Genomic DNA, 25,158 nt, shown 5'->3' with positions numbered 1-25,158 from the left:
ATGCGCCTATAATCGCCGCCCGCTTCCATTGAGACCGCCGCAATGACCAATAACGACGTACTGCGCAGCCTGCGCTACCTGCTGGCCATCGGCGACGCCAAGCTGGTGGAGATCTGCCAACTGGCGGACTACCCGGTGACCCTGGAGCAGATATCCGCCTGCCTGCTGAAGGACGACGAGGCCGGCTACCAGCCCTGCAACGACGCCTTGCTGGCCCATGTGCTGGAAGGCCTGGTGTTCTACAAGCGCGGCAAGGACGAGAGCCGTGCGCCGCTGCCGGTGGCGACGCGCTTGAGCAACAACATCGTGCTGAAGAAGCTGCGCGTGGCCTTCGAGCTCAAGGACGACGACATGCAGGCCATCCTCCAGGCCGCCGACCTGCCGATGACCAAGGCCGAACTCGGCGCCCTGTTCCGCAAGCCCGGGCACAAGAACTACCGCGAGTGCGGCGACCAGGTGCTGCGCAATTTCCTGCGTGGCTTGACGCTGCGCGAGCGCGGCAAGGGCGACTAGCGGCGTGACGATATCGGGGGTAGTACGGTCTTCCCTGGCAACGCGCGTTTCATAGGGTGGGTTAGCCGCCTGTTACGTCTGTCGATCGACTCCCATTGCCTGGTGCGGCGTAACCCACCATCGGTGCAACGCCAACCATCGCCTGGTGGGTTACGCGGCGCGCGACGATGGCGGGGGCTGAACGTGCGGCGGTTGGCGCCGCTAACCCACCCTACGCTGATTCGGCATGTCGGGATCTAACCAGCCAGTTCGCGCATGCGTTGCAGCACGGCATTGAGGCCGTTGCTGCGCGAGGGCGAGAGCTGGTGGGCCAGGCCGAGCTGGACGAACCAGCCGGCCAGGTCGAGCGCCGCCAGTTCCTCGCCCTTCAGGCCGTCGACCCGGGCCAGCAGCACGGCCAGCAGGCCGCGCAGCAGGCGGGCGTCGCTGCCGGCGCGAAAGTGCCAGGCGCCCTCGTGTGTTTCCGCCACCAGCCAGACCAGGCTTTCGCAGCCGTGCACGCGATTGGCCTCGCAGCGTTCGGCCTCGCTCAACGGCTGCAGGCGCTCGCCCCACTGCATCAGCAGGCGCGCGCGCTGCTCCCAGCCGGGGCAGGCGGCGAAGGCCTCCAGCGCTTCCTGAGCGGCGCCGGGCAGGTTATCCGTCATTGCAGCAGCTCCAGGGCCCGATCCAGGGCATCGAAGAAACGATCCAGGTCGGCGCCGTCGTTGTACAGGCCGAGCGAGACGCGGATCGCACCGGACAGCCCCAGGCCTTTCATCAGCGGCATGGCGCAGTGGTGCCCGGCGCGCACGGCGATGCCCTGTTCGCTGAGCAGGTGGGCCAGGTCGGCGTTGTGCACGCCGTCGACGCAGAAGCTGGCCAGGGCCAGTTGCGGTGCGCCGAGCAGGCGCACGCTGTCGCGCAGTCCGAGGCCGGCTAGCAGCTTGGCGTGCAGCGCCGCCTCGTGGCCGGCCACCGCGGCCTGGTCGAGACCGGCCAGCCAGTCCAGCGCCGCGCCCAGGGCGATCACGCCCGACACCGGCGGCGTGCCGGCCTCGAAGCCCAGCGGCGCCGGGCGGAAACGCGCGGCCTGGTAGTCGGCGTCCAGCACCATTTCACCGCCGAACTGCCAGTGGCGCAGCTGCGCCAGCGCCTCGCCGCGGCCGTAGAGCAGGCCGACGCCGTCCGGGCCGTAGAGCTTGTGCGCCGAGCAGACGTAGAAGTCGCAGCCCAGCGCCTGCATGTCGTGGCGGCCGTGCACCGCGCCCTGGGCGCCGTCGACCACGCTGAGGGCGCCGCGGCTGCGCGCCAGGGCCAGCAGTTCGCGCAGCGGCTGCCAGCGCCCGAGCACGTTGGACAGCTGCGCCACCGCCAGCAGCCGGGTGCGCGGGCCGATCAGCTCGGCGGCGCGGGCCAGGTCGATGCTACCCGAACCATCCAGCGGCAGTACCACCAGCTTGAGCCCGCGACGCAGCGCCAGCTGCTGCCAGGGCAGCAGGTTGGCGTGGTGCTCCAGGGCGCTGACGACCAGCTCGTCGCCGGGCTGCAGCAGAGGCTCCAGGCCGTAGGCCAGCAGGTTCAGCGCCTCGGTGCTGCCGCGGGTAAAGACAATCTCTTCGCGGCTGGCCGCGTTCAGCCAGGCCGCGGCCTTGTCCCGCGTGCCTTCGAAGGCGCGGGTGGCGCGCTCGCCCGGCAGGTGCTGGGCGCGGTGCACGTTGGCGGCGCCGCTGGCCAGGTAGCCGAGCAGGCTGTCCAGCACCACCTGCGGCTTCTGCGCGGTGGCGGCGCTGTCCAGGTAGGTCTGGCCCTCGGCTTCGAGGGCGAGAATGCCGGGGAAAGCGGCGCGCCAGGGGGAAGTCAGTGACATAAGAGCCTATCCCGTAGGGTGCGCCGTGCGCACCGGGTCGCACATGGACTGCTGGTGCGTGCGGCGCACCCTACTGGATCAGTTGTGGGCGTGCAGGGCTTCGTTCAGTTCAATAGCCGACTTGTGGGTCTTGCACTCCACCGCGCCGGTCTGCGAGTTGCGGCGGAACAGCAGGTCCGGCTGGCCGGCCAGTTCGCGCGCCTTGACCACCTTCACCAGTTGGTTCTGGTCGTCGAGCAGTGCCACCTTGGTGCCGGCGGTGATGTACAGGCCCGACTCCACGGTGTTGCGGTCGCCCAGCGGGATGCCGATGCCGGCGTTGGCGCCGATCAGGCAGCCTTCGCCGACCGAGATGACGATATTGCCACCGCCGGACAGGGTGCCCATGGTCGAGCAGCCGCCGCCCAGGTCCGAGCCCTTGCCGACGAACACGCCGGCCGAGACGCGGCCTTCGATCATGCCCGGACCGGCGGTGCCGGCGTTGAAGTTGACGAAGCCCTCGTGCATCACCGTGGTGCCTTCGCCGATGTAGGCGCCCAGGCGCACGCGCGCGCTGTCGGCGATACGCACGCCGGCCGGCACCACGTAATCGGTCATCTTGGGGAACTTGTCCACCGAGAACACCTCCAGCAGCTCGCCCTTCAGACGCGCTTCCAGCTGGCGCTCGGCCAGTTCGCCGAGGTCGACCGCACCCTGGCTGGTCCAGGCCACGTTGGGCAGCAGCGGGAAGATGCCGGCCAGGTTCAGGCCGTGCGGCTTGACCAGGCGGTGCGACAGCAGGTGCAGCTTGAGGTAGGCCTCGGGGGTGCTGGTCGGCGCGGCGTCTTCGGCGAGGAAGGTCGCCACCAGCGGGTTGTGGCTCTCGGCCAGGCGGGTGAGCAGGGCGGCCTGGGCGGCATCGACGCCCTTGAGCGCATCGGCCAGTTCGCCGGCCTGGGCGCTGCTGAAGGCGATGGCCTGGTTGCCGCCCTGGTAGCCGAGGATGGCCGCGGCCTTGTCGCTCAGCTCCACGGCCGGATTGAGCAGGGGCAGGGCGTAGAAGACTTCCAGCCAGTTGCCCTGGCGGTTCTGGGTGCCGACGCCGAAGGCGATGCTGAAGAGGTTGGTGCTCATAGGATGGTTTCCTTGCAACGAAATCGAGGGTGAAGAATCAGGCCAATGCGGCTTGGTAGTTATCCGGTTTGAAGCCGACCAGGGTGCGCTCGCCGAGATCGAGCACCGGGCGCTTGATCATCGAGGGCTGGGCCAGCATCAGCGCGATGGCCTTGGCCTGGTCGAGGTCGGCCTTCTGCTCGTCGGCGAGCTTGCGGAAGGTGGTGCCGGCGCGGTTGAGGATGGTCTCCCAGCCGTGCTCGGCGCACCACTGCTGCAGGCGCTCGCGGTCGATGCCGGCGCTCTTGTAGTCGTGGAAGTCGTAGGCGATGCCGCGCTCGTCGAGCCAGGTGCGGGCCTTCTTCATGGTGTCACAGGCTTTGATGCCATAGAGGGTCTTGCTCATGGGGTGCGTCCTTCGATAAAGCGGCGGATGCGCTGGGCGGCTTCGATGCACTCGGCCAGCGGCGCGACCAGGGCCATGCGCACGCGCCCGGCGCCGGGGTTGATGCCGTTCACCTCGCGCGACAGGTAGGAGCCCGGCACCACGGTGACATGTTCGGCGGCGAACAGCGCGCGGGTGAACTCGGCGTCGTCGCCCGGGGTGCGCGCCCAGAGGTAGAAGCCGCCGTCGGGGCGCTGCACGTCCATCACCGGCTCAAGGATATCCAGCACGGCGTCGAACTTCTCGCGGTACAGGTCGCGGTTGGCGCGCACGTGGTCCTCGTCGTTCCAGGCGGCCACGCTGGCCAGCTGGGTCTGCACCGGCATGGCGCAGCCGTGGTAGGTGCGGTACAGCAAAAAGGCCTTGAGGATCTCGGCGTCGCCGGCGACGAAGCCCGAGCGCAGACCCGGCAGGTTGGAGCGCTTGGACAGGCTATGGAACACCACGCAGCGCGCAAAATCGCTGCGGCCCAGCTCGGCGCAGGCGCTGAGCAGGCCGGCCGGCGGGTTGGCCTCGTCGAAGTACAGCTCGCTGTAGCACTCGTCGGCGGCGATGACGAAGTCGTGCTCGTCGGCCAGGGCGATCAGCTTCTTCAGCGTTTCCACCGGGATCAGCGCGCCGGTGGGGTTGCCCGGTGAGCACAGGAAGAGGATCTGGCAGCGCTGCCAGACCTCGGCCGGCACCGCGTCGAAGTCCGGGTTGAAGCCATGGGCTTCCAGGCACGGCAGGTAGTGCGGCTCGGCGCCGGCGAGAAACGCCGCACCTTCGTAGATCTGGTAGAAGGGATTGGGGCTGACCACCAGGCCTTTGGCATTGCGGTCGACCACGGCCTGGGTGAAGGCGAACAGCGCCTCGCGGGTGCCGTTGACCGGCAGCACGTGGCGCGCCGCATCCAGCCAGCCGGCCGGTACGCCGAAGCGCCGCTCGCACCAGCTGGCGATGCTCTGGCGCAGCTCGGCCAGGCCCAGGGTGGTGGGGTAGACCGCCAGCTTGTCGAGGCTCGCGGTCAGCGCCTGGGCGACGAAGTCCGGCGACTCGTGCTTGGGCTCGCCGATGGACAGGGCGATGGCGCGCTTGTCCGCGGCCGGCTGCACGCCGCCGAGCAGGGCGCGCAGTTTCTCGAAGGGGTAGGGCTGGAGCTGGTCGAGGGCTGGGTTCATCGGGGCTTCCGGAAAATCAGATGGAAAATTGCGTGGGCTGGACGCTGGGCTCGGACAGGCGGCGGACGATGGTTTCCTGCAGGCGTGCGCAGAGCTCGGGATCGGACAGCGGCTGGTTATTGGCGTCGGTGACGAAGAACACGTCCTCGACCCGTTCGCCGAGGGTGGCGATCTTGGCGTTCTGCAGCGACAGGTCGAACTCGAGGAAGATCCGGCCGATGCGCGCCAGCAGGCCGGGGCGATCCGGCGCGGTCAGCTCGAGCACGGTTACCGGGCGTTGCGCGTCGTTGTGGATGGTCACCTGCGGGGCGAAGGCGAAGTGCTTGAGCTGGCGCGGCACGCGGCGCTGGATGATGGTCGGGTAGTCGTCCGGGTTCTTCAGCGCCTCGATCAGGCCCTGGCGTATCTGCTGGATGCGCGCGGGGTTGTCGCCGATCGAGCCGCCATCGGCGTCCAGCACCACGTAGGTGTCGAGGGTGAACTGGCTGGTCGAGGTGATGATCCGCGCGTCGTGGATGTTCAGGTTGAGCTGGCTCATCGCCGCCACGGTCACGGCGAAGAAATCGTGCTGGTCCGGCGCGTAGATGAAGATCTGCGTGCCGCCCTCGAACTCGCGCTGGGTGGTTTCCTTGATCAGCACCAGCGGACCGGCGTCGGCCGGGTGCTGGAGGATGGCTTCGGTGTGCCAGGCCACGTCGCTGGCGGTATGGCGCAGGAAGTAGTCGTCGCCGAGCTGGCTCCACAGCTGCTCGGCGTCGTCCGGGTCGGTACCGCCGCGCACCAGGGTGTCCAGCGCCGCGCTCTGCGTCTGGCGAATCTGTTCCTCGCGGTCCACCGGGTTCTCCAGGCCGCGGCGCAGGGCGCGCTTGGTCTCGGTGTAGAGCTGGCGCAGCAGGCTGGCACGCCAGGAGTTCCACAGGCTGGGGTTGGTGGCGTTGATGTCGGCCACGGTCAGCACGTAGAGGTAGTCCAGGTGGGTCTGGTCGCTGACGAACTGGGCGAAGTCGTGGATCACCTGCGGGTCGGAGAGGTCCTTGCGCTGCGCGGTGGTGGACATCACCAGGTGGTGCTGCACCAGCCAGACGATCAGCGCGCTGTCCCAGGTCGGCAGGTTGTGGCGGCGGGCGAAGGCCTCGGCGTCCACCGCGCCGAGTTCCGAGTGGTCGCCGCCGCGGCCCTTGCCGATGTCGTGGTAGAGGCCGGCGAGGTAGATCAGCTCGGGCTTGGGCAGCCTGTCGATCAGCTTGCCGGCCAGCGGGAATTTCTCCGCCAGCTCCGGCCAGCGGAACTTGCGCAGGTGCTTGATCAGGTTGAGGGTGTGCGCGTCGACCGTATAGATGTGGAACAGGTCGTGCTGCATCTGCCCGACTATGTGGCCGAACTCCGGCAGGTAGCGGCCGAGGATGCCGTAGCGGTTCATCCGCCGCAGGTTGCGGTGGATGCCCTCGCGGCACTTGAACAGCTCGATGAACAGGCTGGTGTTGCGGATGTCCTTGCGGAACTCGTCGTCGATCAGGTGGCGGCTGTCGCGCAGCAGGCGGATGCTGTCGGCGCGCACGCCCTTGATCTCCGGGTGCTGGGCCATCAGCACGAAGACTTCGAGGATGGCGAAGGGAGTGCGCTTGAAGACGTTCGGGTGGGTCACCTCGATATAGCCGTCGCGCACCTGGAAGCGGCTGTTCAGCGGGGTGGCCGGGCCGCTCTCGCCGGCGCGCAGGATGACTTCCTCGAAGTGCTGGTTGATCAGGTCCGACAGCTCGGAGATGCCCATCACCACGCGGTAGTACTTCTGCATGAAGTGCTCGATGCTGCGCTTGCCGTCGCCGTCCTGGTAGCCGAACAGCGCGGCGATGCGCCCCTGGTAATCGAACAGCAGGCGGTCTTCGGCGCGCCCGGCGAGCATGTGCAGGGCGTAGCGCACCTTCCACAGGAACTCCTGGCTGGAGGAGAGCAGGGCGTATTCGCTCTCCAGCAGAAAGCCCTGGCCGACCATGGCGTGCAGATTCAGCGTGTCGAACTGGCGGCGTGCCACCCAGAGCACGGTCTGGATGTCGCGCAGGCCGCCCGGCGAGCCCTTGACGTTGGGTTCGAGGTTGTACTCGGTGTCGTTGTACTTGGCGTGGCGCGCCTTGCGTTCCTCGCGTTTGGCCAGGAAGAAGTGCTTGCTCGGCCACATCCGCTCGCTGCTGGTCACCGCCTGCATGCGCTGGCGCAGGTGCTCGGGGCCGGCGATGGTGCGGCTTTCCATCAGATTGGTGATCACCGTGAGGTCGGCGCGCGCCTCCTCGGCGCACTCGTCGACCGAACGCACGCTCTGGCCGACTTCCAGGCCGATGTCCCAGAGCAGGGTGAGAAAGCCCTCGATCGGCTCGCGGAAGATCTCGTGATCGCTGCTGTCGAGCAGGATCAGCAGGTCTATGTCGGAATAGGGGTGCAGTTCGCCGCGGCCGTAGCCGCCGACGGCGAGCAGGGCGATGTCGGCGTCCTTGCTCCAGGCGAAGCGCTTCCAGGCTTCCTGCAGGATCTGGTCGACGAACCAGGCGCGGTCCTCGACCAGGCGGCGGATGTCGCGGCCGCCCTGGAAGCGGGCGTCGAGCACCTCGCGGGCATGACGGATGGCTTTCTTGAACGCGGCGATGGGGCTGGACTTGAGCGCCAGCTCGGCCTGGAACTGACCGCGGTCAAACAGTTCGGGGTCCATCTGCGGCATGCAATTGCCTTCCTCTAAAGGTGCGTAGGGTGCGCCGGGCGCACCGTTGCGGTTTTTGGTGCGCACGGCGCACCCTGGCTCAGGCCGAGGTGCGCGGCAGGGTGTCGTCGCTGCGCAGGGTGAGGATCTCGTAGCCACCGGCGGTGACCAGCACGGTGTGTTCCCACTGCGCCGACAGCTTGCGGTCCTTGGTGATGGCGGTCCAGCCGTCGCCGAGCAGGCGGGTTTCCGGGCGGCCCTGGTTGATCATCGGCTCGATGGTGAAGGTCATGCCTTCCTTGAGCTCCATGCCGGTGCCGGCGCGGCCGTAGTGCAGCACCTGCGGCTCCTCGTGGAACACCGCGCCGATGCCGTGGCCGCAGTACTCGCGCACCACGGAAAAACCGTTCTTCTCCGCGTGCTTCTGGATCACCTCGCCGATATCGCCCAGGCGGGTGCCCGGCTTGACCAGTTCGATGCCTTTATACATGCATTCCTGGGTGACCTTGGCCAGGCGCTCGGCCCACTCGGCGACCTTGCCGACCATGAACATCTTGCTGGTGTCGCCGTGGTAGCCGTTCTTGATCACGGTGACGTCGATGTTCAGCACGTCGCCATCTTTCAGCGGCTTGTCGTTGGGGATGCCGTGGCACACCACGTGGTTGATCGAAGTGCAGATCGACTTGGGGAAGCCCTTGTAGTTGAGCGGGGCGGGGATGGCCTGCTGCACATTGACTATATAGTCGTGGCAGATGCGATCCAGCTCGTCGGTGGTGACCCCGGGCTTGACGTACTCGCCGATCATCTCCAGCACCTCGGCGGCCAGGCGGCCGGCCACGCGCATTTTCTCGATTTCGTCGGGGGATTTGATGGTGACGGTCATATGAAGCTCTCGGGCGCGAACGGAAAAGGGGAGTATCTTAGCAGCTAGGAGGCGCAAGCCCCAAAGGCCGCTGCAAGTGGGTGGCGGAGGGGCGCCTGGCGTCATTTGCTGCTTGAGGCTGGTAGCTTGCGGCTGCTTTCTGTGGTATAAAACGCGCCGCTTTACGGGCGGCATGCCCGAAAGCCTAAACCCACACACGTATCGACACGGTTTCCTGGGTGCCCGCAAGGGTTGGAAGCTGGGATACGTGGAGGCCTAACCCGACTTATCAAGGAACTATCATGTCCCAAGTCAATATGCGCGATATGCTGAAGGCCGGTGTGCACTTCGGCCACCAGACCCGTTACTGGAACCCGAAAATGGGCAAGTACATTTTCGGTGCGCGTAACAAGATTCACATCATCAACCTCGAAAAAACCCTGCCGATGTTCAACGACGCCCTGTCGTTCGTTGAGAAGCTGGCCGCTGGCAAGAACAAGATCCTGTTCGTCGGCACCAAGCGTTCCGCTGGCAAGATCGTTCGCGAAGAAGCCGCTCGTTGCGGTTCGCCCTTCGTCGATCACCGCTGGTTGGGCGGCATGCTGACCAACTACAAGACCATCCGTGCTTCGATCAAGCGCCTGCGCGAGCTGGAAACCCAGTCCCAGGACGGCACCTTCGCCAAGCTGACCAAGAAAGAAGCCCTGATGCGCACCCGCGATCTGGAGAAGCTGGATCGCAGCCTGGGTGGTATCAAGGACATGGGCGGCCTGCCGGACGCGCTGTTCGTGATCGACGTCGACCACGAGCGCATCGCCATCACCGAGGCCAACAAGCTGGGCATCCCGGTCATCGGCATCGTCGATACCAACAGCAGCCCGGAAGGCGTTGACTACATCATCCCGGGTAACGACGACGCCATCCGCGCCATCCAGCTGTACATGGGTGCCATGGCCGACGCCGTGATCCGTGGTCGCAGCAACGCTGGCGGCGGCACCGACGAGTTCGTCGAAGAAGCCCCGGCTGCCGAAGCCGCCGAAGGCTAAGCGGTAACGCCAAGCAGTTAGCGTTATGCGCTGTGCAAGAAGGGGGCTAGGCCCCCTTTTTGCCACTCACAGATTTGATCGCCCACTCATCGGGCGAATGGTTGAAGACCTACCGAGAGGATTTTCAAGATGGCAGAAGTTACTGCAGCCCTGGTTAAAGAACTGCGCGAGCGTACCGGCCAAGGCATGATGGAATGCAAAAAGGCCCTGGTTGCCGCCGGTGGCGACATCGAGAAGGCGATTGACGACATGCGCGCTTCCGGTGCCATCAAGGCTGCCAAGAAGGCCGGCAACATCGCCGCCGAAGGCTCCATCGCCGTGCGCGTCGAAGGCGGCCGTGGCCTGATCATCGAAGTCAACTCGCAGACCGACTTCCTGGCTCTGCAGGACGACTTCAAGGCTTTCGTCAAGGAAAGCATCGACGAAGCCTTCGAGAAGAACCTGACCGAAGCCGCTCCGCTGATCGCTTCCCGCGAGTCCGCTCGTGAGGCCCTGGTGGCCAAGTGCGGCGAGAACGTCAACATCCGTCGTCTGACCGCCGTTTCCGGCGAAACCGTCGGTGCCTACCTGCACGGCCACCGCATCGGCGTGCTGGTCGTCCTCAAGGGCGGCAACGACGAGCTGGCCAAGCACGTCGCCATGCACGTCGCGGCGAGCAACCCGGCCGTGGTCACCCCGGACCAGGTGTCCGACGAGCTGGTGGCCAAGGAAAAGGAAATCTTCCTGCAGCTGAACGCCGAGAAGATCGCCGGCAAGCCGGAAAACATCGTCGAGAACATGGTCAAAGGCCGTATCGCCAAGTTCCTCGCCGAGGCCAGCCTGGTCGAGCAAGCCTTCATCATGGATCCGGAAGTCAAGGTCGGTGACCTGGTGAAGAAGGCCGGTGCCGAAGTCGTTTCCTTCGTGCGTTACGAAGTGGGCGAAGGCATCGAGAAGGCCGAAACCGACTTCGCTGCCGAAGTCGCTGCCCAGGTTGCTGCCAGCAAGCAGTAATCGGCGGTTCGACCAGTTGCCCCAGAGAGGCTGCCCGCTTGCGCGTGCAGCCTCTTTGCCGAATGGGGGGGTGACAAATGCAACAGCGGCCGTTTCAACCAACGGTCGTCGGCGCTGTCGAAGTGCCGGATAATTGCGATGCTCAGGCATCGCCACAGCATTCATATCGCCGCAGGAGAGACTTGCAATGGCTCAGCAGACGAGTGGTCGCCAACCTCGCTACAAACGCATTCTGCTCAAACTCAGCGGCGAGGCCCTGATGGGCTCGGAAGATTTCGGCATCGACCCCAAGGTGCTCGACCGCATGGCCCTGGAAGTGGGGCAGCTGGTGGGGATCGGCGTGCAGGTCGGCCTGGTGATCGGCGGCGGTAACCTGTTCCGCGGCGCCGCCCTGTCGGCCGCCGGCATGGATCGGGTCACCGGCGACCACATGGGCATGCTGGCCACGGTGATGAACGCCCTGGCCATGCGCGACGCCCTGGAGCGCTCGAACATCCCCGCCATCGTCATGTCGGCGATCTCCATGGTCGGCGTCACCGATCATTACGATCGGCGCAAGGCCATGCGCCACCTGAAGACCGGCGAGGTGGTGATCTTCGCCGCCGGCACCGGCAACCCGTTCTTCACCACCGATTCCGCCGCCTGCCTGCGCGCCATCGAGATCGATGCCGACGTGGTACTGAAGGCGACCAAGGTCGATGGCGTGTACACTGCCGACCCGTTCAAGGACCCGCATGCCGAGAAGTTCGAGCGTCTGACCTATGACGAGGTGCTCGATCGCAAGCTGGGCGTGATGGACCTGACCGCCATCTGTCTGTGCCGCGACCACAAGATGCCGCTGCGGGTCTTCAACATGAACAAGCCGGGCGCCCTGCTCAACGTAGTGGTCGGCGGCGCCGAAGGAACCCTGATCGAGGAGGATGCACAATGATCAACGACATCAAGAAAGACGCCCAGGAACGCATGGGTAAGTCCCTGGAGGCGCTGGATCGCAATCTGGCCTCCATCCGTACCGGCCGTGCTCACCCGAGCATCCTGGACAGCATCAAGGTACCGGCCTGGGGCAGCGACATGCCGCTGAACCAGGTGGCTGCGATCACCGTCGAGGACGCCCGTACCCTGAAGATCGTCGCGCACGACAAGAGCCTCGGCGCCGCCATTGAGAAGGCCATCCTGACTTCCGACCTGGGCCTGAACCCGAGCAGCGCCGGCACCACCATCCGCGTGCCGATGCCCGCGCTGACCGAGGAAACCCGCAAGGGTTACACCAAGCAGGCCCGCGGCGTCGCCGAAGACGCCAAGGTCGCCGTGCGTAATGTGCGCCGCGACGCCCTGGCCGAGCTGAAGAAGCTGGCCAAGGCCAAGGAAATCAGCGAAGACGAAGAGCGTCGTGCCGCCGACGAGTTGCAGAAGCTCACCGACAAGTTCGTCGGCGACGTGGACAAGGCCCTGGAGGCCAAGGAAGCGGACTTGATGGCCGTCTGACGGTCAGGACACCCACATGGACAAGAGCAAGCTGGGCGCGGTGCCGCGGCACGTCGCCATCATCATGGATGGCAACAACCGTTGGGCCAAGAAGCGCCTGTTGCCGGGAGTGGCCGGGCACAAGGCCGGGGTCGACGCGGTGCGCGCGGTGATCGAGGTGTGTGCCGAGGCCGGGGTCGAGGTGCTGACCCTGTTCGCCTTCTCCAGTGAGAACTGGCAGCGCCCGGCCGAGGAGGTCGGCGCGCTGATGGAGCTGTTCCTCGGTGCGCTGCGCCGCGAGGCGAAGAAGCTGCTGGACAACGACATCGGCCTGCGCATCATCGGTGATCGTTCGCGCTTTCATCCCGAGCTGCAGGCCGCCATGCGCGAGGCCGAGGCGCTGACCGCCGGCAACCGCCGCTTCACCCTGCAGATCGCCGCCAACTACGGCGGCCAGTGGGACATCGCCCAGGCTGCCCAGCGCCTGGCGCGCGAGGTACAGGCCGGTCACCTGCAGCCGGAAGACATCACCCCCGGGCTGCTCCAGACCTGCCTGGCCACCGGCGACCTGCCGCTGCCGGACCTGTGCATCCGCACTGGCGGCGAGCACCGCATCAGCAACTTCCTGCTCTGGCAGTTGGCTTACAGCGAACTGTACTTCTCCGACCTGTACTGGCCGGATTTCAAGCACGAGGCCATGCGCAAGGCGCTGGCCGATTTCGCTACCCGCCAGCGTCGCTTCGGCAAGACCAGCGAGCAGGTGGAAGCTGAGGCGCGTTCTTAATGTTGAAACAGCGAATCATCACCGCGTTGGTGCTGCTGCCCATCGCCCTGGGCGGGTTTTTCCTGCTCGACGGGGCGGCATTCGCGCTGTTTATCGGTGCGGTGGTCGTGCTCGGCGGCTGGGAGTGGGCGCGTCTGGCCGGGTTCGCCGCGCAGCCTTTGCGCATCGCCTATGCCGCGCTAGTCGCGGCGCTGCTTTACGGCCTGTACCTGACGCCGGCGCTGGCGCCCTGGCTGCTGGCCGCGGCCCTGCTCTGGTGGGTGCTGGCCACTCTGCTGGTGCTGGGCTACCCCGCCAGCAGCCGTTACTGGGGCGGTTTGCCCGGCAAGCTGCTGATCGGCTTGCTGATTCTGCTACCCGCCTGGCAGGGCCTGGTGCTGCTCAAGCAGTGGCCGCAGGCCAATGGCCTGATCATCGCGGTGATGGTGCTGGTGTGGGGCGCGGATATCGGCGCCTATTTCGCCGGCAAGACCTTCGGCAAGCGCAAGCTGGCGCCCAGCGTCAGCCCCGGCAAGAGCTGGGAAGGGCTGTACGGCGGCCTCGCCGCCAGCCTGCTGATCACCCTGGCGGTAGGCCTGCAACAGGGCTGGAGCGCTGGCGGCCTGCTGCTGGCGCTGGCCGGTGCGGCGCTGGTAGTACTGCTCTCGGTGGTCGGCGACCTGACCGAGAGCATGTTCAAGCGTCAGTCCGGGATCAAGGACAGCAGCAACCTGTTGCCCGGTCACGGCGGCGTGCTGGATCGCATCGACAGTCTGACCGCGGCCATTCCGCTGTTCGCCGCGCTGCTCTGGCTGGCGGGTTGGGGTTCGCTGTGAGTGCGCCGCAGCGTATCACCGTGCTGGGCGCGACCGGCTCCATCGGTCTCAGCACCCTGGACGTGATCGCCCGCCATCCCGAGCGTTACCAAGTCTTCGCCCTGAGCGGCTTTTCCCGCCTGGCCGAGCTGCAGGCCCTGTGCCTGCTGCATCGCCCGGATTATGCGGTGGTGCCCGATACTAGCGCCGCGCACGAGCTGCAGAGCGGCCTGCGCGGCTCCGGCCTGGCGACCGAGGTGCTGGTAGGCGAGGAGGGCTTGTGCGCCGTGGCCGCCGCTGCTGAGGTCGATTGCGTGATGGCCGCCATCGTCGGCGCCGCCGGGCTCAAGCCGACCCTGGCCGCGGTGCGCGCAGGCAAGAAGGTGCTGCTGGCCAACAAGGAGGCGCTGGTGATGTCCGGCGCCCTGTTTATGCAGGCGGTGCGCGAGAGTGGCGCCACCCTGCTGCCCATCGACAGCGAACACAACGCCATCTTCCAGTGCCTGCCCGGCGACTATGCGCGCGGCCTGCAGCCGGTCGGCGTGCGGCGCATCCTGCTCACCGCCTCCGGCGGGCCGTTTCGCGAAACGCCGCTGGCCGAGCTGGAGCGGGTTACCCCGGAACAGGCCTGTGCCCATCCCAACTGGTCGATGGGGCGCAAGATCTCGGTCGACTCGGCGAGCATGATGAACAAGGGCCTGGAGCTGATCGAGGCCTGCTGGCTGTTCGATGCGCGGCCCGAGCAGGTCGAGGTGGTGATCCACCGGCAGAGCGTGATCCATTCGCTGGTCGATTACGTCGACGGCTCGGTGCTGGCTCAGCTGGGCAACCCCGACATGCGCACGCCGATCGCCCATGCCTTGGCCTGGCCCGAGCGGATCGACTCGGGAGTGGCGCCGCTGGATCTGTTCGCCGTCGGTCGCCTGGATTTCGAGCGCCCCGATGCGCAGCGGTTCCCCTGCCTGCGCCTGGCCCGCGAGGCGGCGCAGGCCGGCGGCAGCGCGCCTGCCATGCTCAATGCGCTCAACGAAGTGGCGGTCGAGGCGTTCCTGCAGCGACGCATTCGCTTCAGCGATATCGCGCGTATGATTGAAGCGGTGTTGAACGCGCAGTCAGTGCAGGCGGTCGAAGCGCTCGATGCGGTGTTCGAGGTCGATCGGCGCGCGCGCGCGCTGGCGGCCGAGTGGCTCGCCGGTCGTTGATAGAGCCTGTTCAAGGCCTGCGAGCTAGAGGCATGCAAGGCAAAAACAGGCGAAGAAGCGGAGTTTACGAGCTGTAAATGAGCATTCTGAGCCTGTTTTTAACGCAGCAGGCCCGACGCGCAGCTGGCTTTGAGCAGGCTCTTAAGAGCCGGAGAGAATAGATGAGTGGGTTGTATATGTTGATCGGCACCCTGATCGCCCTGGGTGTGCTGGTGACTTTTCACGAGTACGGGCACTTCTGGGTGGCGCGGCGTTGCGGGGTCAAGGTGCTGCGCTTCTCCGTGGGCTTCGGCACGCCGCTGCTGCGCTGGCACGACCGCCAAGGCACCGAGTTCGTCATCGCCGCCATCCCCCTGGGCGGCTACGTCAAGATGCTCGACGAGCGCGAGGGCGACGTGCCGCCGGCGCTGCTCGAACAATCCTTCAATCGCAAGAGCGTGCGCCAGCGCATCGCCATAGTCGCGGCCGGTCCGTTGGCCAACTTCCTCCTGGCGCTGCTGTTCTTCTGGTTCGTCGCCATGCTCGGCAGCCAGCAGGTGCGTCCGGTGATCGGTGCGGTGCAGGAGGGCAGCCTGGCGGCGGCGGCCGGTCTGCAGGTCGGCCAGGAAATCGTCGCGGTCGACGGCGAGCCCACCAGCGGCTGGGCGGCGGTCAATCTGCAGCTGGTGCGCCGTCTGGGCGAAAGCGGCAGTCTCGACCTGCGCGTGCTCGAGCCCGGTTCCACCGCCGAGTCGCCCAAGCAGCTGCAGCTGGACAACTGGCTGCGCGGTGTCGACGAGCCGGACCCGATCGTCTCGCTGGGCATTCGCCCCTGGCGCCCGGCGCTGGAGCCGGTGCTCGCCGAGCTCGATCCCAAGGGGCCGGCGCAGGCGGCCGGGTTGCAGCCTGGCGACCGTCTGCTGGCGCTCGACGAGCAGCCCTTGGCCGATTGGCAGCAACTGGTCGACCGCGTGCGCGCCCTGCCGGGCGAGACGGTTAGGCTGCGCATCGAGCGTGCCGGGCAGCCCCTGGATGTCGAGCTGACCCTGGCCGCGCGCGGCGAGGGCGAGGCGCGCAGCGGTTATCTGGGTGCCGGTGTGGCGGGCGTCGAATGGCCGCCGGAGATGCTCCGCGAAGTGCGTTACGGGCCGCTCGAAGGGGTGGTCGAAGGGCTGCGGCAGACCTGGGCGATGAGCCTGTTGACCCTCGATTCGCTGAAGAAAATGCTGTTCGGGGAGCTCTCGGTAAAAAACTTGAGCGGGCCGATAACCATTGCTAAAGTGGCGGGCGCTTCGGCTGAGTCAGGGCTCGGGGATTTCCTGAAATTCCTTGCATATCTGAGCATTAGCCTGGGGGTTCTCAATCTGCTGCCCATCCCCGTGCTGGACGGTGGGCATCTGCTGTTTTACCTGGTCGAGTGGGTGCGTGGTCGTCCCTTGTCCGAGCGGGTTCAGGGGTGGGGGATGCAGATCGGCATCAGTCTGGTCATCGGCGTGATGTTGCTGGCCTTGGTCAACGACCTGAGCCGTCTGTAAGCATCGCTGAAATACGCTCTCGGTACTTGCAAAAAAGTGTCGCCTTGGGTGACAGATTTTTATCGTCAGTTGGAATAAGAAAGGACTTCATGAAACGTCTGCTGCTACCTGCGGTACTGTCCGCATTGATGATCGCCGAAGTTCACGCCGAGTCCTTCACCATCTCCGATATACGCGTCAATGGCCTGCAGCGGGTTTCCGCCGGCAGCGTGTTCGGCGCACTGCCGCTGAACGTCGGCGAACAGGTCGATGACCGCCAGCTGGTCGATGCCACCCGCTCCCTGTTCAAGACTGGTTTCTTCCAGGACATCCAGCTCGGTCGCGATGGCGACGTGCTGGTCATCACCGTGGTCGAGCGCCCCTCCATCTCCGGCATCGAGATCGAGGGCAACAAGGCCATCACCACCGAAGACCTGCTCAAGGGCCTGAACCAGTCGGGTTTGGCCGAGGGCGAAATCTTCCAGCGCGCCACCCTCGAAGGCGTGCGCAACGAGCTGCAGCGCCAGTACGTGGCCCAGGGCCGCTACTCGGCCGAGATCGAAGCCGAAGTGATTCCCCAGCCGCGTAACCGCGTGGCGCTGAAGATCACCATCAATGAAGGCACGGTCGCCGCCATCCAGCACATCAACGTGGTCGGCAACACCGTGTTCTCCGATGAGGACCTGGTCGACCTGTTCGAACTGAAGACCACCAACTGGCTGTCGTTCTTCAAGAACGACGACAAGTATGCCCGCGAGAAGCTGTCCGGCGACCTCGAACGCCTGCGCTCCTACTACCTGGACCGCGGCTACATCAACATGGACATCAGCTCCACCCAGGTGTCCATCACCCCGGACAAGAAGCACGTCTACATCACCGTCAACGTCGACGAGGGCGAGAAGTACAGCGTGCGCGAAGTGAAGCTGTCGGGCGACCTCAAGGTGCCGGAAGAGGACGTGCGCGCGCTGCTGCTGGTCAAGGAAGGGCAGGTCTTCTCGCGCAAGGTGATGACCACCACCAGCGAGCTGATCACCCGCCGCCTGGGCAACGAGGGCTACACCTTCGCCAACGTCAACGGCGTGCCGGAAGCGCACGACGAGGACAACACCGTCTCGATCACCTTCTTCGTCGACCCGGGCAAGCGCGCCTACGTCAACCGCATCAACTTCCGCGGCAACACCAAGTCCGAGGACGAGGTGCTGCGCCGTGAAATGCGCCAGATGGAGGGCGGCTGGGCCTCGACCTACCTGATCGACCAGTCCAAGACCCGTCTCGAGCGCCTGGGCTTCTTCAAGGAAGTCAACGTCGAGACCCCGCAGGTGCCGGGTACCGACGACCAGATCGACGTCAACTACAGCGTCGAGGAGCAGCCGTCCGGTTCCATCACCGCCAGCGTCGGCTTCGCCCAGAACGCCGGTCTGATCCTCGGTGGCTCGATCAGCCAGAACAACTTCCTCGGTACCGGCAACAAGGTCAGCGTCGGCCTGACCCGCAGCGAATACCAGACCCGCTACAGCTTCGGCTTCGTCGACCCCTACTGGACGGTGGACGGCGTCAGCCTGGGCTACAACGCCTTCTACCGCACCACCGACTACGACGAACTCGACGTCGACGTCTCCAGCTACTCGGTCGACAGCCTCGGCGCCGGCCTCAGCATCGGCTATCCGATCAGCGAGACCTCGCGCCTGACCTACGGCCTGACCGTGCAGCAGGACAGCATCGACACCGGCCTCTACACCGTCGACGAGATCTTCGACTTCATCGAGCAGGAAGGCGATCGTTATCTGAACTTCAAGGGTTCCATCGGCTGGTCCGAATCGACCCTGAACCGCGGCGTGCTGGCCAACCGTGGCCATTCGCAGAGCCTGGTGCTGGAAACCACCCTGCCGGGCAGCGACCTGTCGTTCTACAAGCTCGACTACCGCGGCCAGATCTTTACCCCGCTGTCCGACAACTACACCATGCGCTTCCATACCCAGCTGGGCTATGGCGACAGCTACGGCTCCACCGCCGAGCTGCCGTTCTACGAGCACTACTACGCCGGCGGCTTCAACTCGGTGCGCGGCTTCGAGGACAGCAGCCTGGGCCCACGCAGCACGCCGAGTACCGGCACCAAGCCTGGCACTCTGCGTGACCCGGATCAGGATGCGCTGCCGTTCGGCGGCAACGTGCTGGTGCAGGGCGGCGTCGAACTGCTGTTCCCCATGCCCTTCGTCAAGGACCAGCGCTCGCTGCGCACCGCGCTGTTCTGGGACGTGGGCAACGTCTTCGACACCAACTGCACGTCCAGCCAGAAGCGCATCAGCGACACCTGCGATATCGACTTCGGCAATATGGCCAGCTCTGTGGGCGTCGGCCTGACCTGGATCACCGCGCTGGGCCCCTTGAGCTTCAGCCTGGCCATGCCGGTGATGAAGCCCGATGATGCCGATACCCAGGTGTTCCAGTTCTCCCTGGGCCAGACCTTCTAAACCTATTCACCGAAAGCCAACAGTTTTGTTGCAGGAGTGCATTGTGCGTAAGTTGACTCAACTGGTTCTGTTCACCGCCGCCCTGATCGCCACTCCGGCGTTCGCCGAGATGAAGGTGGCCGTGCTGAACTATCAGATGGCCCTGCTCGAGTCCGACGCGGCCAAGCGCTACGCGGTCGATGCCGAGAAGAAGTTCGGTCCGCAGCTGAACAAGCTCAAGACCCTGGAAAGCGACGCCAAGCGCATCCAGGACCGCATGGTCAAGGAAGGCGAGAAGATGCAGCAGGCCGAGCGCGAGCGTCTCGAGCTCGAATTCAAGCAGAAGGCCCGCGACTTCCAGTTCCAGTCCAAGGAGCTGAACGAAGCCAAGGCCATCGCCGACCGCGAGATGCTGGCCAAGCTCAAGCCGAACCTGGACAAGGCGGTGGAAGAGGTGATCAAGAAGGGTAACTTCGACCTGGTGCTCGAGCGTGGCGCGGTGATCGATGTCAAACCCCAGTTCGACATCACCCGCCAGGTCATCGAGCGCATGAACCAGCTGCGCTGATCATGACGGCAGTAGTCTTTACTCTCGGCCAGCTGGCCGAGCGCCTGGGCGCCACCCTGCGCGGCGCCGAAGGCAAGCTCATCGCGGGCCTGGCCACCTTGCAGGAGGCCGGGCCCGAGCAGTTGAGCTTCCTGGCCAATGCCCAGTACCGCAAGTACCTGGCGCAGACCCGCGCCGGCGCGCTGCTGCTCACCGCCGCCGATGCCGAGGGCTACGCCGGCGATGCGCTGATCGTCGCCAACCCCTATCTGGCCTATGCCCAGCTCTCGCACCTGTTCGACCGCAAGCCGCAGGCCGTGGCCGGCGTACATGCGACTGCCGTGGTGGCGGCGGATGCTCAGGTCGATCCGACTGCCAGCGTCGGCGCCTATGCGGTGATCGAGGCCGGCGCGCAGATTGGCGCCGGTGTCAGCATCGGCGCGCACTGCGTCGTTGGCGCCCGTTCGGTGATCGGCGAGGGCGGCTGGCTGGCGCCGCGGGTGACCCTGTACCACGACGTGCGCATCGGCAAGCGCGTGGTGATCCAGTCCGGCGCGGTGATCGGTGGCGAGGGCTTCGGTTTCGCCAACGAGAAGGGCGTGTGGCAGAAGATCGCGCAGATCGGCGGGGTGAGCATCGGCGACGACGTCGAGATCGGCGCCAACACCACGGTCGACCGCGGCGCGCTGTCCGACACCCTGATCGGCAACGGGGTCAAGCTGGATAACCAGATCATGATCGCGCACAACGTGCAGATCGGCGACAACACCGCCATGGCCGGCTGCGTGGGGATTTCCGGCAGCACCAAGATCGGCCGCAACTGCATGATCGCCGGCGGCGTCGGCATGGTTGGCCATATCGAGGTGTGCGACAACGTGTTCGTCACCGGCATGACCATGGTCACCCGTTCCATTACCGAGCCGGGCGCCTATTCTTCAGGCACCGCGATGCAGCCGGCAGCGGAATGGAAGAAGAGCGCTGCGCGCATTCGTCAGCTGGACGACATGGCCAAGCGCCTGCGCGAGCTGGAAAAACAGCTGGCTGCCGTGACCCCGAGCGCGAACGCCTCATCTGATGCCTGAGCCGGCCAGGCCGCGCTCCTCTTTTTTCTTACAGGCTTATCCGGACATGATGGACATCAACGAAATTCGTGAATACTTGCCGCACCGCTATCCCTTCCTTCTGGTGGATCGTGTGGTGGACCTGGACGTCGAGGGCAAGTGCATTCGCGCCTATAAGAATGTCAGCATCAACGAGCCGTTCTTCAACGGTCACTTCCCCGAACACCCGATCATGCCGGGCGTGCTGATCATCGAGGCGATGGCCCAGGCCGCCGGTATCCTCGGCTTCAAGATGATGGGCGTGAAGCCGGCCGATGGCACCCTCTACTATTTCGTCGGCTCGGACAAACTGCGTTTCCGCTCGCCGGTGCTGCCGGGCGACCAGCTGGTGCTGGAAGCCAAGTACCTGAGCGACCGCCGCAGCATCTGGAAGTTCGAGTGCCGCGCCAGCGTCGATGGCAAGGAAGTCTGCTCGGCCGAAATCATCTGTGCGGAACGCAAACTATGAGTTTGATTGACCCTCGCGCCATTATCGATCCGTCGGCGAAGCTGGCGGATGGCGTTCAGGTCGGCCCCTGGTCGATCATTGGACCCGATGTGGAAATCGGCGAGGGTTCGGTGATCGGCCCCCATGTGATCCTCAAGGGGCCGACCGTGATCGGCAAGCACAATCGCATCTACCAGTTTTCCTCGGTAGGCGAGGACACCCCCGATCTGAAGTACAAGGGCGAACCGACCCGCCTGGTGATCGGCGACCACAACGTGATCCGCGAGGGCGTCACCATTCACCGCGGCACCGTGCAGGATCGCGGCGAGACCACCCTGGGCGATCACAACCTGATCATGGCTTACGCCCATATCGGCCACGACAGCGTGATCGGCAACCACTGCATCCTGGTCAACAACACCGCGCTGGCCGGGCATGTCTGGGTCGACGACTGGGCGATCCTCTCCGGTTACACCCTGGTGCATCAGTTCTGCCGCATTGGCGCGCACAGCTTCTCCGGCATGGGCACCGCCATCGGCAAGGACGTGCCGGCCTACGTCACCGTGTTCGGCAACCCGGCCGAGGCGCGCAGCATGAACTTCGAGGGCATGCGCCGCCGCGGCTTCTCCAGTGATGCCATCGCCGCCCTGCGCAAGGCCTACAAACTGGTCTATCGCCAGGGTATGACCGTCGAGCAGGCACTGGTCGAGTTGGCCGAGCTGTCTGCGCAGTTCCCGGAAGTCGCGGTATTTCGCGACTCCATCCAGGCGTCCACCCGCGGCATCACCCGCTGATGAGCAGGCCGTTGCGTATTGCGCTGGTTGCCGGCGAGGCGTCCGGCGACATCCTCGGCGCCGGGCTGATGCAGGCGCTCAAGGCCAGGCACCCGGATGCCGAGTTCATCGGTGTCGGCGGCGCGCGCATGGAGGCCGAGGGGCTGCAATCCTCCTTCCCCATGGAACGCCTGGCGGTGATGGGTCTGGTCGAGGTGCTCGGCCGCCTGTTCGAGCTGCTCGGCCGCCGTCGTCAGCTGGCGCGCGAGCTGATCGCCGCCAAGCCGGATGTGTTCGTCGGCATCGATGCGCCGGATTTCAACCTGGGCCTGGAGCTCAAGCTGCGCCGCGCCGGGATCAAGACCGTGCACTACGTCAGCCCCTCGGTCTGGGCCTGGCGACAGAAACGCGTGCTGAAGATTCGCGACGCCTGCGACCTGATGCTGACGCTGTTCCCCTTCGAGGCGCAGTTCTACGACGCCCATCAGGTGCCGGTGCGCTTCGTCGGTCACCCGCTGGCCGACGCCATCCCGCCGCAGGCCGACCGTGCCGCGGCGCGCGAGGCGCTGGACCTGCCGCAGGATGAGCCAGTGGTGGCGTTGATGCCGGGCAGCCGCGGCGGGGAAGTCGCGCGCCTCGGCGAGCTGTTCCTCGATGCGGCGATTCGCCTGCGCGCGCTGCGTCCCGGCATCCGCTTCCTGCTGCCCTGCGCCACGCCGGAACGCCGTGCGCAACTGGAGCAGATGCTGGCCAGCCGCGACCTGCCGCTGACCCTGCTCGACGGCCGCTCGCACGAGGCCCTGGCCGCCTGCGACGCGGTGCTGATCGCCTCCGGCACCGCGACCCTGGAAGCGCTGCTGTACAAGCGGCCGATGGTGGTGGCCTATCGCGTGGCGCCGCTGACCTACCGCATTCTCAAGCGTCTGGTGAAGAGTCCGTACATTTCCTTGCCCAACCTGCTGGCCGAGCGCCTGCTGGTGCCGGAGCTGATCCAGGACGCGGCCAGCGCCGATGCCCTGGCGCAATCGCTGGCGCCGCTGATCGACGGCGGCGAGGTGCAGACCGAGGGTTTCGACGTGATCCACCGCGCCCTGCGCCGCGACGCCTCGGCGCAGGCGGCCGAGGCCGTGCTCAAGCTGGTCGGTCGCTGATGCAGCTGGGATTGGACTTCGCTCTGGTCGAGGACCTGGTGGCCGGGGTCGACGAGGTCGGCCGCGGTCCGCTGTGCGGCGCGGTGGTCACCGCCGCGGTGATCCTCGATCCGGCGCGGCCGATCCAAGGCCTTAACGACTCCAAGAAGCTGTCCGAGGCGCGCCGCGACAAGTTGTTCGACGAGATTCGCGAGAAGGCCCTGGCCTGGTGCATTGCCCGCGCCGAGGTGGAGGAGATCGACCGCCTGAATATCCTCCACGCCACCATGCTGGCCATGCAGCGCGCGGTCGCCGGGCTCGGCGTGACGCCGAAGCTGGCGCTGATCGACGGCAACCGCTGCCCCAAGCTGGCGGTGCCCAGCGCGCCGGTGGTCGGCGGCGACGCCAAGGTGCCGGCCATCGCCGCCGCGTCCATTCTGGCCAAGGTCAGCCGCGACCGCGAGATGGCCGAACTGGATCTGCTCTATCCCGGCTACGGCATCGCCGGGCACAAGGGCTATCCGACGCCCACCCACCTCGAAGCGCTGCGCCGCCTCGGACCGACGCCGATCCATCGGCGCTCCTTCGCCCCTGTACGCGAGCTGCTGGAGCGCTGAGGTCGCGCCTTGTCGCCTGACCGACTGCATTGGTCGCCTCAGTGCAAGCCATGAAAACCGCGATCCCCCAAAGTGCCGCCCCTTTGCGCAGGCTAGACTCTGCGCAGTATCCCGGCGGGCCTCGACCCGCTATCCGCCCCGGCGATCCCGGGCCAACGTAGAAGCCGCCGGCGGCGGCAGGGGAGTGATGATGCACGACATGGCCAATCAGGTCGTCGACCTACTCAACGGCCTCATCTGGGGCAAGGTGCTGATCTGGCTGCTGGTGGGCTGCGGCCTGTATTTCACCGCGCGCCTGGGGCTGATTCAGTTCCGCCATTTCGGCCATATCTTCAGCGTGCTGCGCGGCAGCCGGCAGAGCGACGCCGCCGGGATTTCCTCGTTCCAGGCGCTGTGCACCTCGCTGGCGGCGCGGGTCGGTACCGGCAACGTGGCGGGCGTGGCAGTGGCCATCACCCTGGGCGGGCCGGGGGCGATCTTCTGGATGTGGATGATCGCCCTGGTCGGCATGGCCACCGCGTTCGTCGAGGCGACCCTGGCCCAGCTGTTCAAGACCCGCGACGCCAGGGGCCAGTTCCGCGGCGGCCCGGCCTACTACATGGAGCGCGGCCTGGGCGCACGCTGGATGGGCGTGCTGTTCTCGATCTTTCTGATCATCGCCTTCGGTTTCGTCTTCAATTCGGTGCAGGCCAATACCATCAGCGGCGCGCTGATCGGCGCCTTCGGCCTGGACTGGGGCACGCTGAGCATCGCCGGCAGCCCGGTGCAGGTCGCCGCGCTGGCCATCGGCGCGCTGCTGGTGCTGCTCACCGGCCTGATCATCTTCGGCGGCCTGCGCTCGATCGCGCGGTTCTCCGAACTGGCGGTGCCGTTCATGGCGGCGGCCTACCTGCTGCTGGCGCTGGTGCTGATCCTGCTCAACCTGGATCAGCTGCCGGGCATCTTGGTCCTGATCGTCAAGAGCGCCTTCGGCCTGCACGAGGCCGCCGCCGGCGGCATCGGCGCGGCGATCATGAACGGCGTCAAGCGCGGCCTGTTCTCCAACGAGGCGGGCATGGGCTCGGCGCCCAACGTCGCCGCAGCCGCCACCCCCTATCCGCCGCATCCGGCGTCGCAGGGTTACGTGCAGATGGCCGGGGTGTTCATCGACACCATCCTGATCTGCACCGCCTCGGCGGCGATCATCCTGCTGGCCGGGCCGCAGGCGGGCGAGGGCATCGGCCTGGTGCAGAACGCGCTGACCAGCCAGGTCGGCGGCTGGGGCCAGTATTTCCTGGCGCTGATCATCCTGTTCTTCGCCTTCACCTCCATCGTCGCCAACTACAGCTACGCCGAGAGTTGCCTGGTGTTCCTCGAGCACAACCACGCCAGCGGTCTGCTGCTGTTCCGCCTGCTGGTACTGGCCATGGTGATGTTCGGCGCGCTGGCCTCGCTGCCGTTCGTCTGGAACCTCGCCGACGTCTCCATGGGTCTGATGGCGATCACCAACCTGATCGCCATCCTCCTGCTCTCCGGCCTGGCCATCCGTCTGGCGCGCGACTACAACGAGCAGCGCAAGCGCGGCCAGCTGCCGACCTTCGACGCCAGCCGCCATCCGGATATCCAGGCCAGGCTGGAGCCGGGCATCTGGGACAAACGCAGCGCTTAGACGCTGCCCTAAAAGCCAAGGCCCGGTACAATCCGGGCCTTGTTGTTTTCGTCTTCAGC

Annotated in this window: 24 protein-coding genes; 17 read left to right on the top strand and 7 right to left on the bottom strand. The window is 66.1% G+C overall.

All coding sequences use genetic code 11. From position 1 onward, the window contains the following. Window positions 1-42 precede the first annotated feature (42 nt). The gene (locus tag AC1G9C_RS16325) at window positions 43-513 is read left to right on the top strand and encodes a YehS family protein (RefSeq protein ID WP_480408187.1); all 471 of its coding nucleotides are present in this window, start codon (window positions 43-45) and stop codon (window positions 511-513) included. A 236-nt stretch (window positions 514-749) separates the two neighbouring features. Here AC1G9C_RS16325 and AC1G9C_RS16320 read toward each other — a convergent pair whose 3' ends face one another. The 7 genes from AC1G9C_RS16320 to map form a co-directional block, all read right to left on the bottom strand. Next, a complete protein-coding gene (locus tag AC1G9C_RS16320; protein ID WP_480408186.1) occupies window positions 750-1,160 on the bottom strand; it encodes a SufE family protein in 411 nt (136 codons plus the stop codon). After that, window positions 1,157-2,362: an aminotransferase class V-fold PLP-dependent enzyme gene (locus AC1G9C_RS16315; protein ID WP_480408185.1), complete on the bottom strand. Its 1,206-nt coding sequence runs from the start codon at window positions 2,360-2,362 to the stop codon at window positions 1,157-1,159. The genes AC1G9C_RS16320 and AC1G9C_RS16315 overlap by 4 nt, the downstream gene beginning before the upstream one ends. A 78-nt stretch (window positions 2,363-2,440) precedes the next feature. Further along, window positions 2,441-3,475: a 2,3,4,5-tetrahydropyridine-2,6-dicarboxylate N-succinyltransferase gene (dapD, locus tag AC1G9C_RS16310; protein WP_397497087.1), complete on the bottom strand. Its 1,035-nt coding sequence runs from the start codon at window positions 3,473-3,475 to the stop codon at window positions 2,441-2,443. 37 nt (window positions 3,476-3,512) lie between these two features. After that, window positions 3,513-3,860: an ArsC family reductase gene (locus tag AC1G9C_RS16305; RefSeq protein WP_021444627.1), complete on the bottom strand. Its 348-nt coding sequence runs from the start codon at window positions 3,858-3,860 to the stop codon at window positions 3,513-3,515. Beyond that, window positions 3,857-5,059: a succinyldiaminopimelate transaminase gene (gene dapC / locus AC1G9C_RS16300; RefSeq protein WP_480408184.1), complete on the bottom strand. Its 1,203-nt coding sequence runs from the start codon at window positions 5,057-5,059 to the stop codon at window positions 3,857-3,859. Before dapC ends, AC1G9C_RS16305 begins: the two co-directional genes overlap by 4 nt. 16 nt (window positions 5,060-5,075) lie before the next feature. Next, entirely contained in the window at window positions 5,076-7,769 is a 2,694-nt protein-coding gene (locus AC1G9C_RS16295; protein WP_480408183.1) for a [protein-PII] uridylyltransferase, read from the bottom strand. A 79-nt stretch (window positions 7,770-7,848) separates the two neighbouring features. Continuing rightward, window positions 7,849-8,631, bottom strand: coding sequence for a type I methionyl aminopeptidase (gene map, locus AC1G9C_RS16290; protein WP_021444630.1), 783 nt, complete (start codon window positions 8,629-8,631; stop codon window positions 7,849-7,851). Between the two features lie 281 nt (window positions 8,632-8,912). On the opposite strand from map, the gene rpsB reads away from it, so the two are divergent. From rpsB to AC1G9C_RS16210, 16 genes are all read left to right on the top strand, one after another. After that, window positions 8,913-9,656 carry a 30S ribosomal protein S2 gene (gene rpsB / locus AC1G9C_RS16285; protein WP_021444631.1) on the top strand — a complete coding sequence of 248 codons (744 nt, stop codon included), beginning with the start codon at window positions 8,913-8,915 and terminating at the stop codon, window positions 9,654-9,656. A 129-nt stretch (window positions 9,657-9,785) separates the two neighbouring features. Beyond that, a complete protein-coding gene (gene tsf / locus AC1G9C_RS16280) occupies window positions 9,786-10,649 on the top strand; it encodes a translation elongation factor Ts (protein WP_031303281.1) in 864 nt (287 codons plus the stop codon). A gap of 187 nt (window positions 10,650-10,836) precedes the next feature. Continuing rightward, window positions 10,837-11,580, top strand: a complete 744-nt coding sequence (pyrH, locus tag AC1G9C_RS16275) for a UMP kinase (protein WP_021444633.1) — start codon at window positions 10,837-10,839, stop codon at window positions 11,578-11,580. Then, window positions 11,577-12,134: a ribosome recycling factor gene (gene frr, locus AC1G9C_RS16270; RefSeq protein ID WP_021444634.1), complete on the top strand. Its 558-nt coding sequence runs from the start codon at window positions 11,577-11,579 to the stop codon at window positions 12,132-12,134. The genes pyrH and frr overlap by 4 nt, the downstream gene beginning before the upstream one ends. A gap of 16 nt (window positions 12,135-12,150) precedes the next feature. Beyond that, a complete protein-coding gene (uppS, locus tag AC1G9C_RS16265; RefSeq protein WP_021444635.1) occupies window positions 12,151-12,897 on the top strand; it encodes a polyprenyl diphosphate synthase in 747 nt (248 codons plus the stop codon). Beyond that, window positions 12,897-13,712: a phosphatidate cytidylyltransferase gene (locus tag AC1G9C_RS16260; RefSeq protein WP_457787590.1), complete on the top strand. Its 816-nt coding sequence runs from the start codon at window positions 12,897-12,899 to the stop codon at window positions 13,710-13,712. Before uppS ends, AC1G9C_RS16260 begins: the two co-directional genes overlap by 1 nt. Continuing rightward, the gene (gene ispC, locus AC1G9C_RS16255) at window positions 13,709-14,893 is read left to right on the top strand and encodes a 1-deoxy-D-xylulose-5-phosphate reductoisomerase (RefSeq protein WP_480408182.1); all 1,185 of its coding nucleotides are present in this window, start codon (window positions 13,709-13,711) and stop codon (window positions 14,891-14,893) included. Before AC1G9C_RS16260 ends, ispC begins: the two co-directional genes overlap by 4 nt. A gap of 161 nt (window positions 14,894-15,054) precedes the next feature. Continuing rightward, the gene (gene rseP, locus AC1G9C_RS16250) at window positions 15,055-16,407 is read left to right on the top strand and encodes a sigma E protease regulator RseP (protein WP_480408181.1); all 1,353 of its coding nucleotides are present in this window, start codon (window positions 15,055-15,057) and stop codon (window positions 16,405-16,407) included. An 89-nt stretch (window positions 16,408-16,496) separates the two neighbouring features. Further along, window positions 16,497-18,857, top strand: a complete 2,361-nt coding sequence (bamA, locus tag AC1G9C_RS16245) for an outer membrane protein assembly factor BamA (protein WP_480408180.1) — start codon at window positions 16,497-16,499, stop codon at window positions 18,855-18,857. A gap of 43 nt (window positions 18,858-18,900) precedes the next feature. After that, window positions 18,901-19,404, top strand: a complete 504-nt coding sequence (locus AC1G9C_RS16240; protein ID WP_021444640.1) for an OmpH/Skp family outer membrane protein — start codon at window positions 18,901-18,903, stop codon at window positions 19,402-19,404. Window positions 19,405-19,406: 2 nt separating this feature from the next. Continuing rightward, complete coding sequence (gene lpxD / locus AC1G9C_RS16235; RefSeq protein ID WP_021444641.1) at window positions 19,407-20,465, top strand: UDP-3-O-(3-hydroxymyristoyl)glucosamine N-acyltransferase; 1,059 nt, start codon at window positions 19,407-19,409, stop codon at window positions 20,463-20,465. Between the two features lie 46 nt (window positions 20,466-20,511). Then, entirely contained in the window at window positions 20,512-20,952 is a 441-nt protein-coding gene (gene fabZ, locus AC1G9C_RS16230; protein ID WP_021444642.1) for a 3-hydroxyacyl-ACP dehydratase FabZ, read from the top strand. After that, window positions 20,949-21,725: an acyl-ACP--UDP-N-acetylglucosamine O-acyltransferase gene (gene lpxA, locus AC1G9C_RS16225; protein ID WP_021444643.1), complete on the top strand. Its 777-nt coding sequence runs from the start codon at window positions 20,949-20,951 to the stop codon at window positions 21,723-21,725. Before fabZ ends, lpxA begins: the two co-directional genes overlap by 4 nt. Further along, entirely contained in the window at window positions 21,725-22,855 is a 1,131-nt protein-coding gene (gene lpxB, locus AC1G9C_RS16220; protein ID WP_480408179.1) for a lipid-A-disaccharide synthase, read from the top strand. The genes lpxA and lpxB overlap by 1 nt, the downstream gene beginning before the upstream one ends. Then, window positions 22,855-23,451, top strand: coding sequence for a ribonuclease HII (rnhB, locus tag AC1G9C_RS16215; protein WP_397497078.1), 597 nt, complete (start codon window positions 22,855-22,857; stop codon window positions 23,449-23,451). Before lpxB ends, rnhB begins: the two co-directional genes overlap by 1 nt. A 190-nt stretch (window positions 23,452-23,641) precedes the next feature. Further along, window positions 23,642-25,099, top strand: a complete 1,458-nt coding sequence (locus AC1G9C_RS16210; RefSeq protein WP_457787583.1) for an alanine/glycine:cation symporter family protein — start codon at window positions 23,642-23,644, stop codon at window positions 25,097-25,099. Window positions 25,100-25,158 lie beyond the last annotated feature (59 nt).

It is taken from the genome of Pseudomonas sp. ABa2, from assembly GCF_056676075.1.
This window is presented reverse-complemented; position numbering and strand designations above follow the sequence as displayed.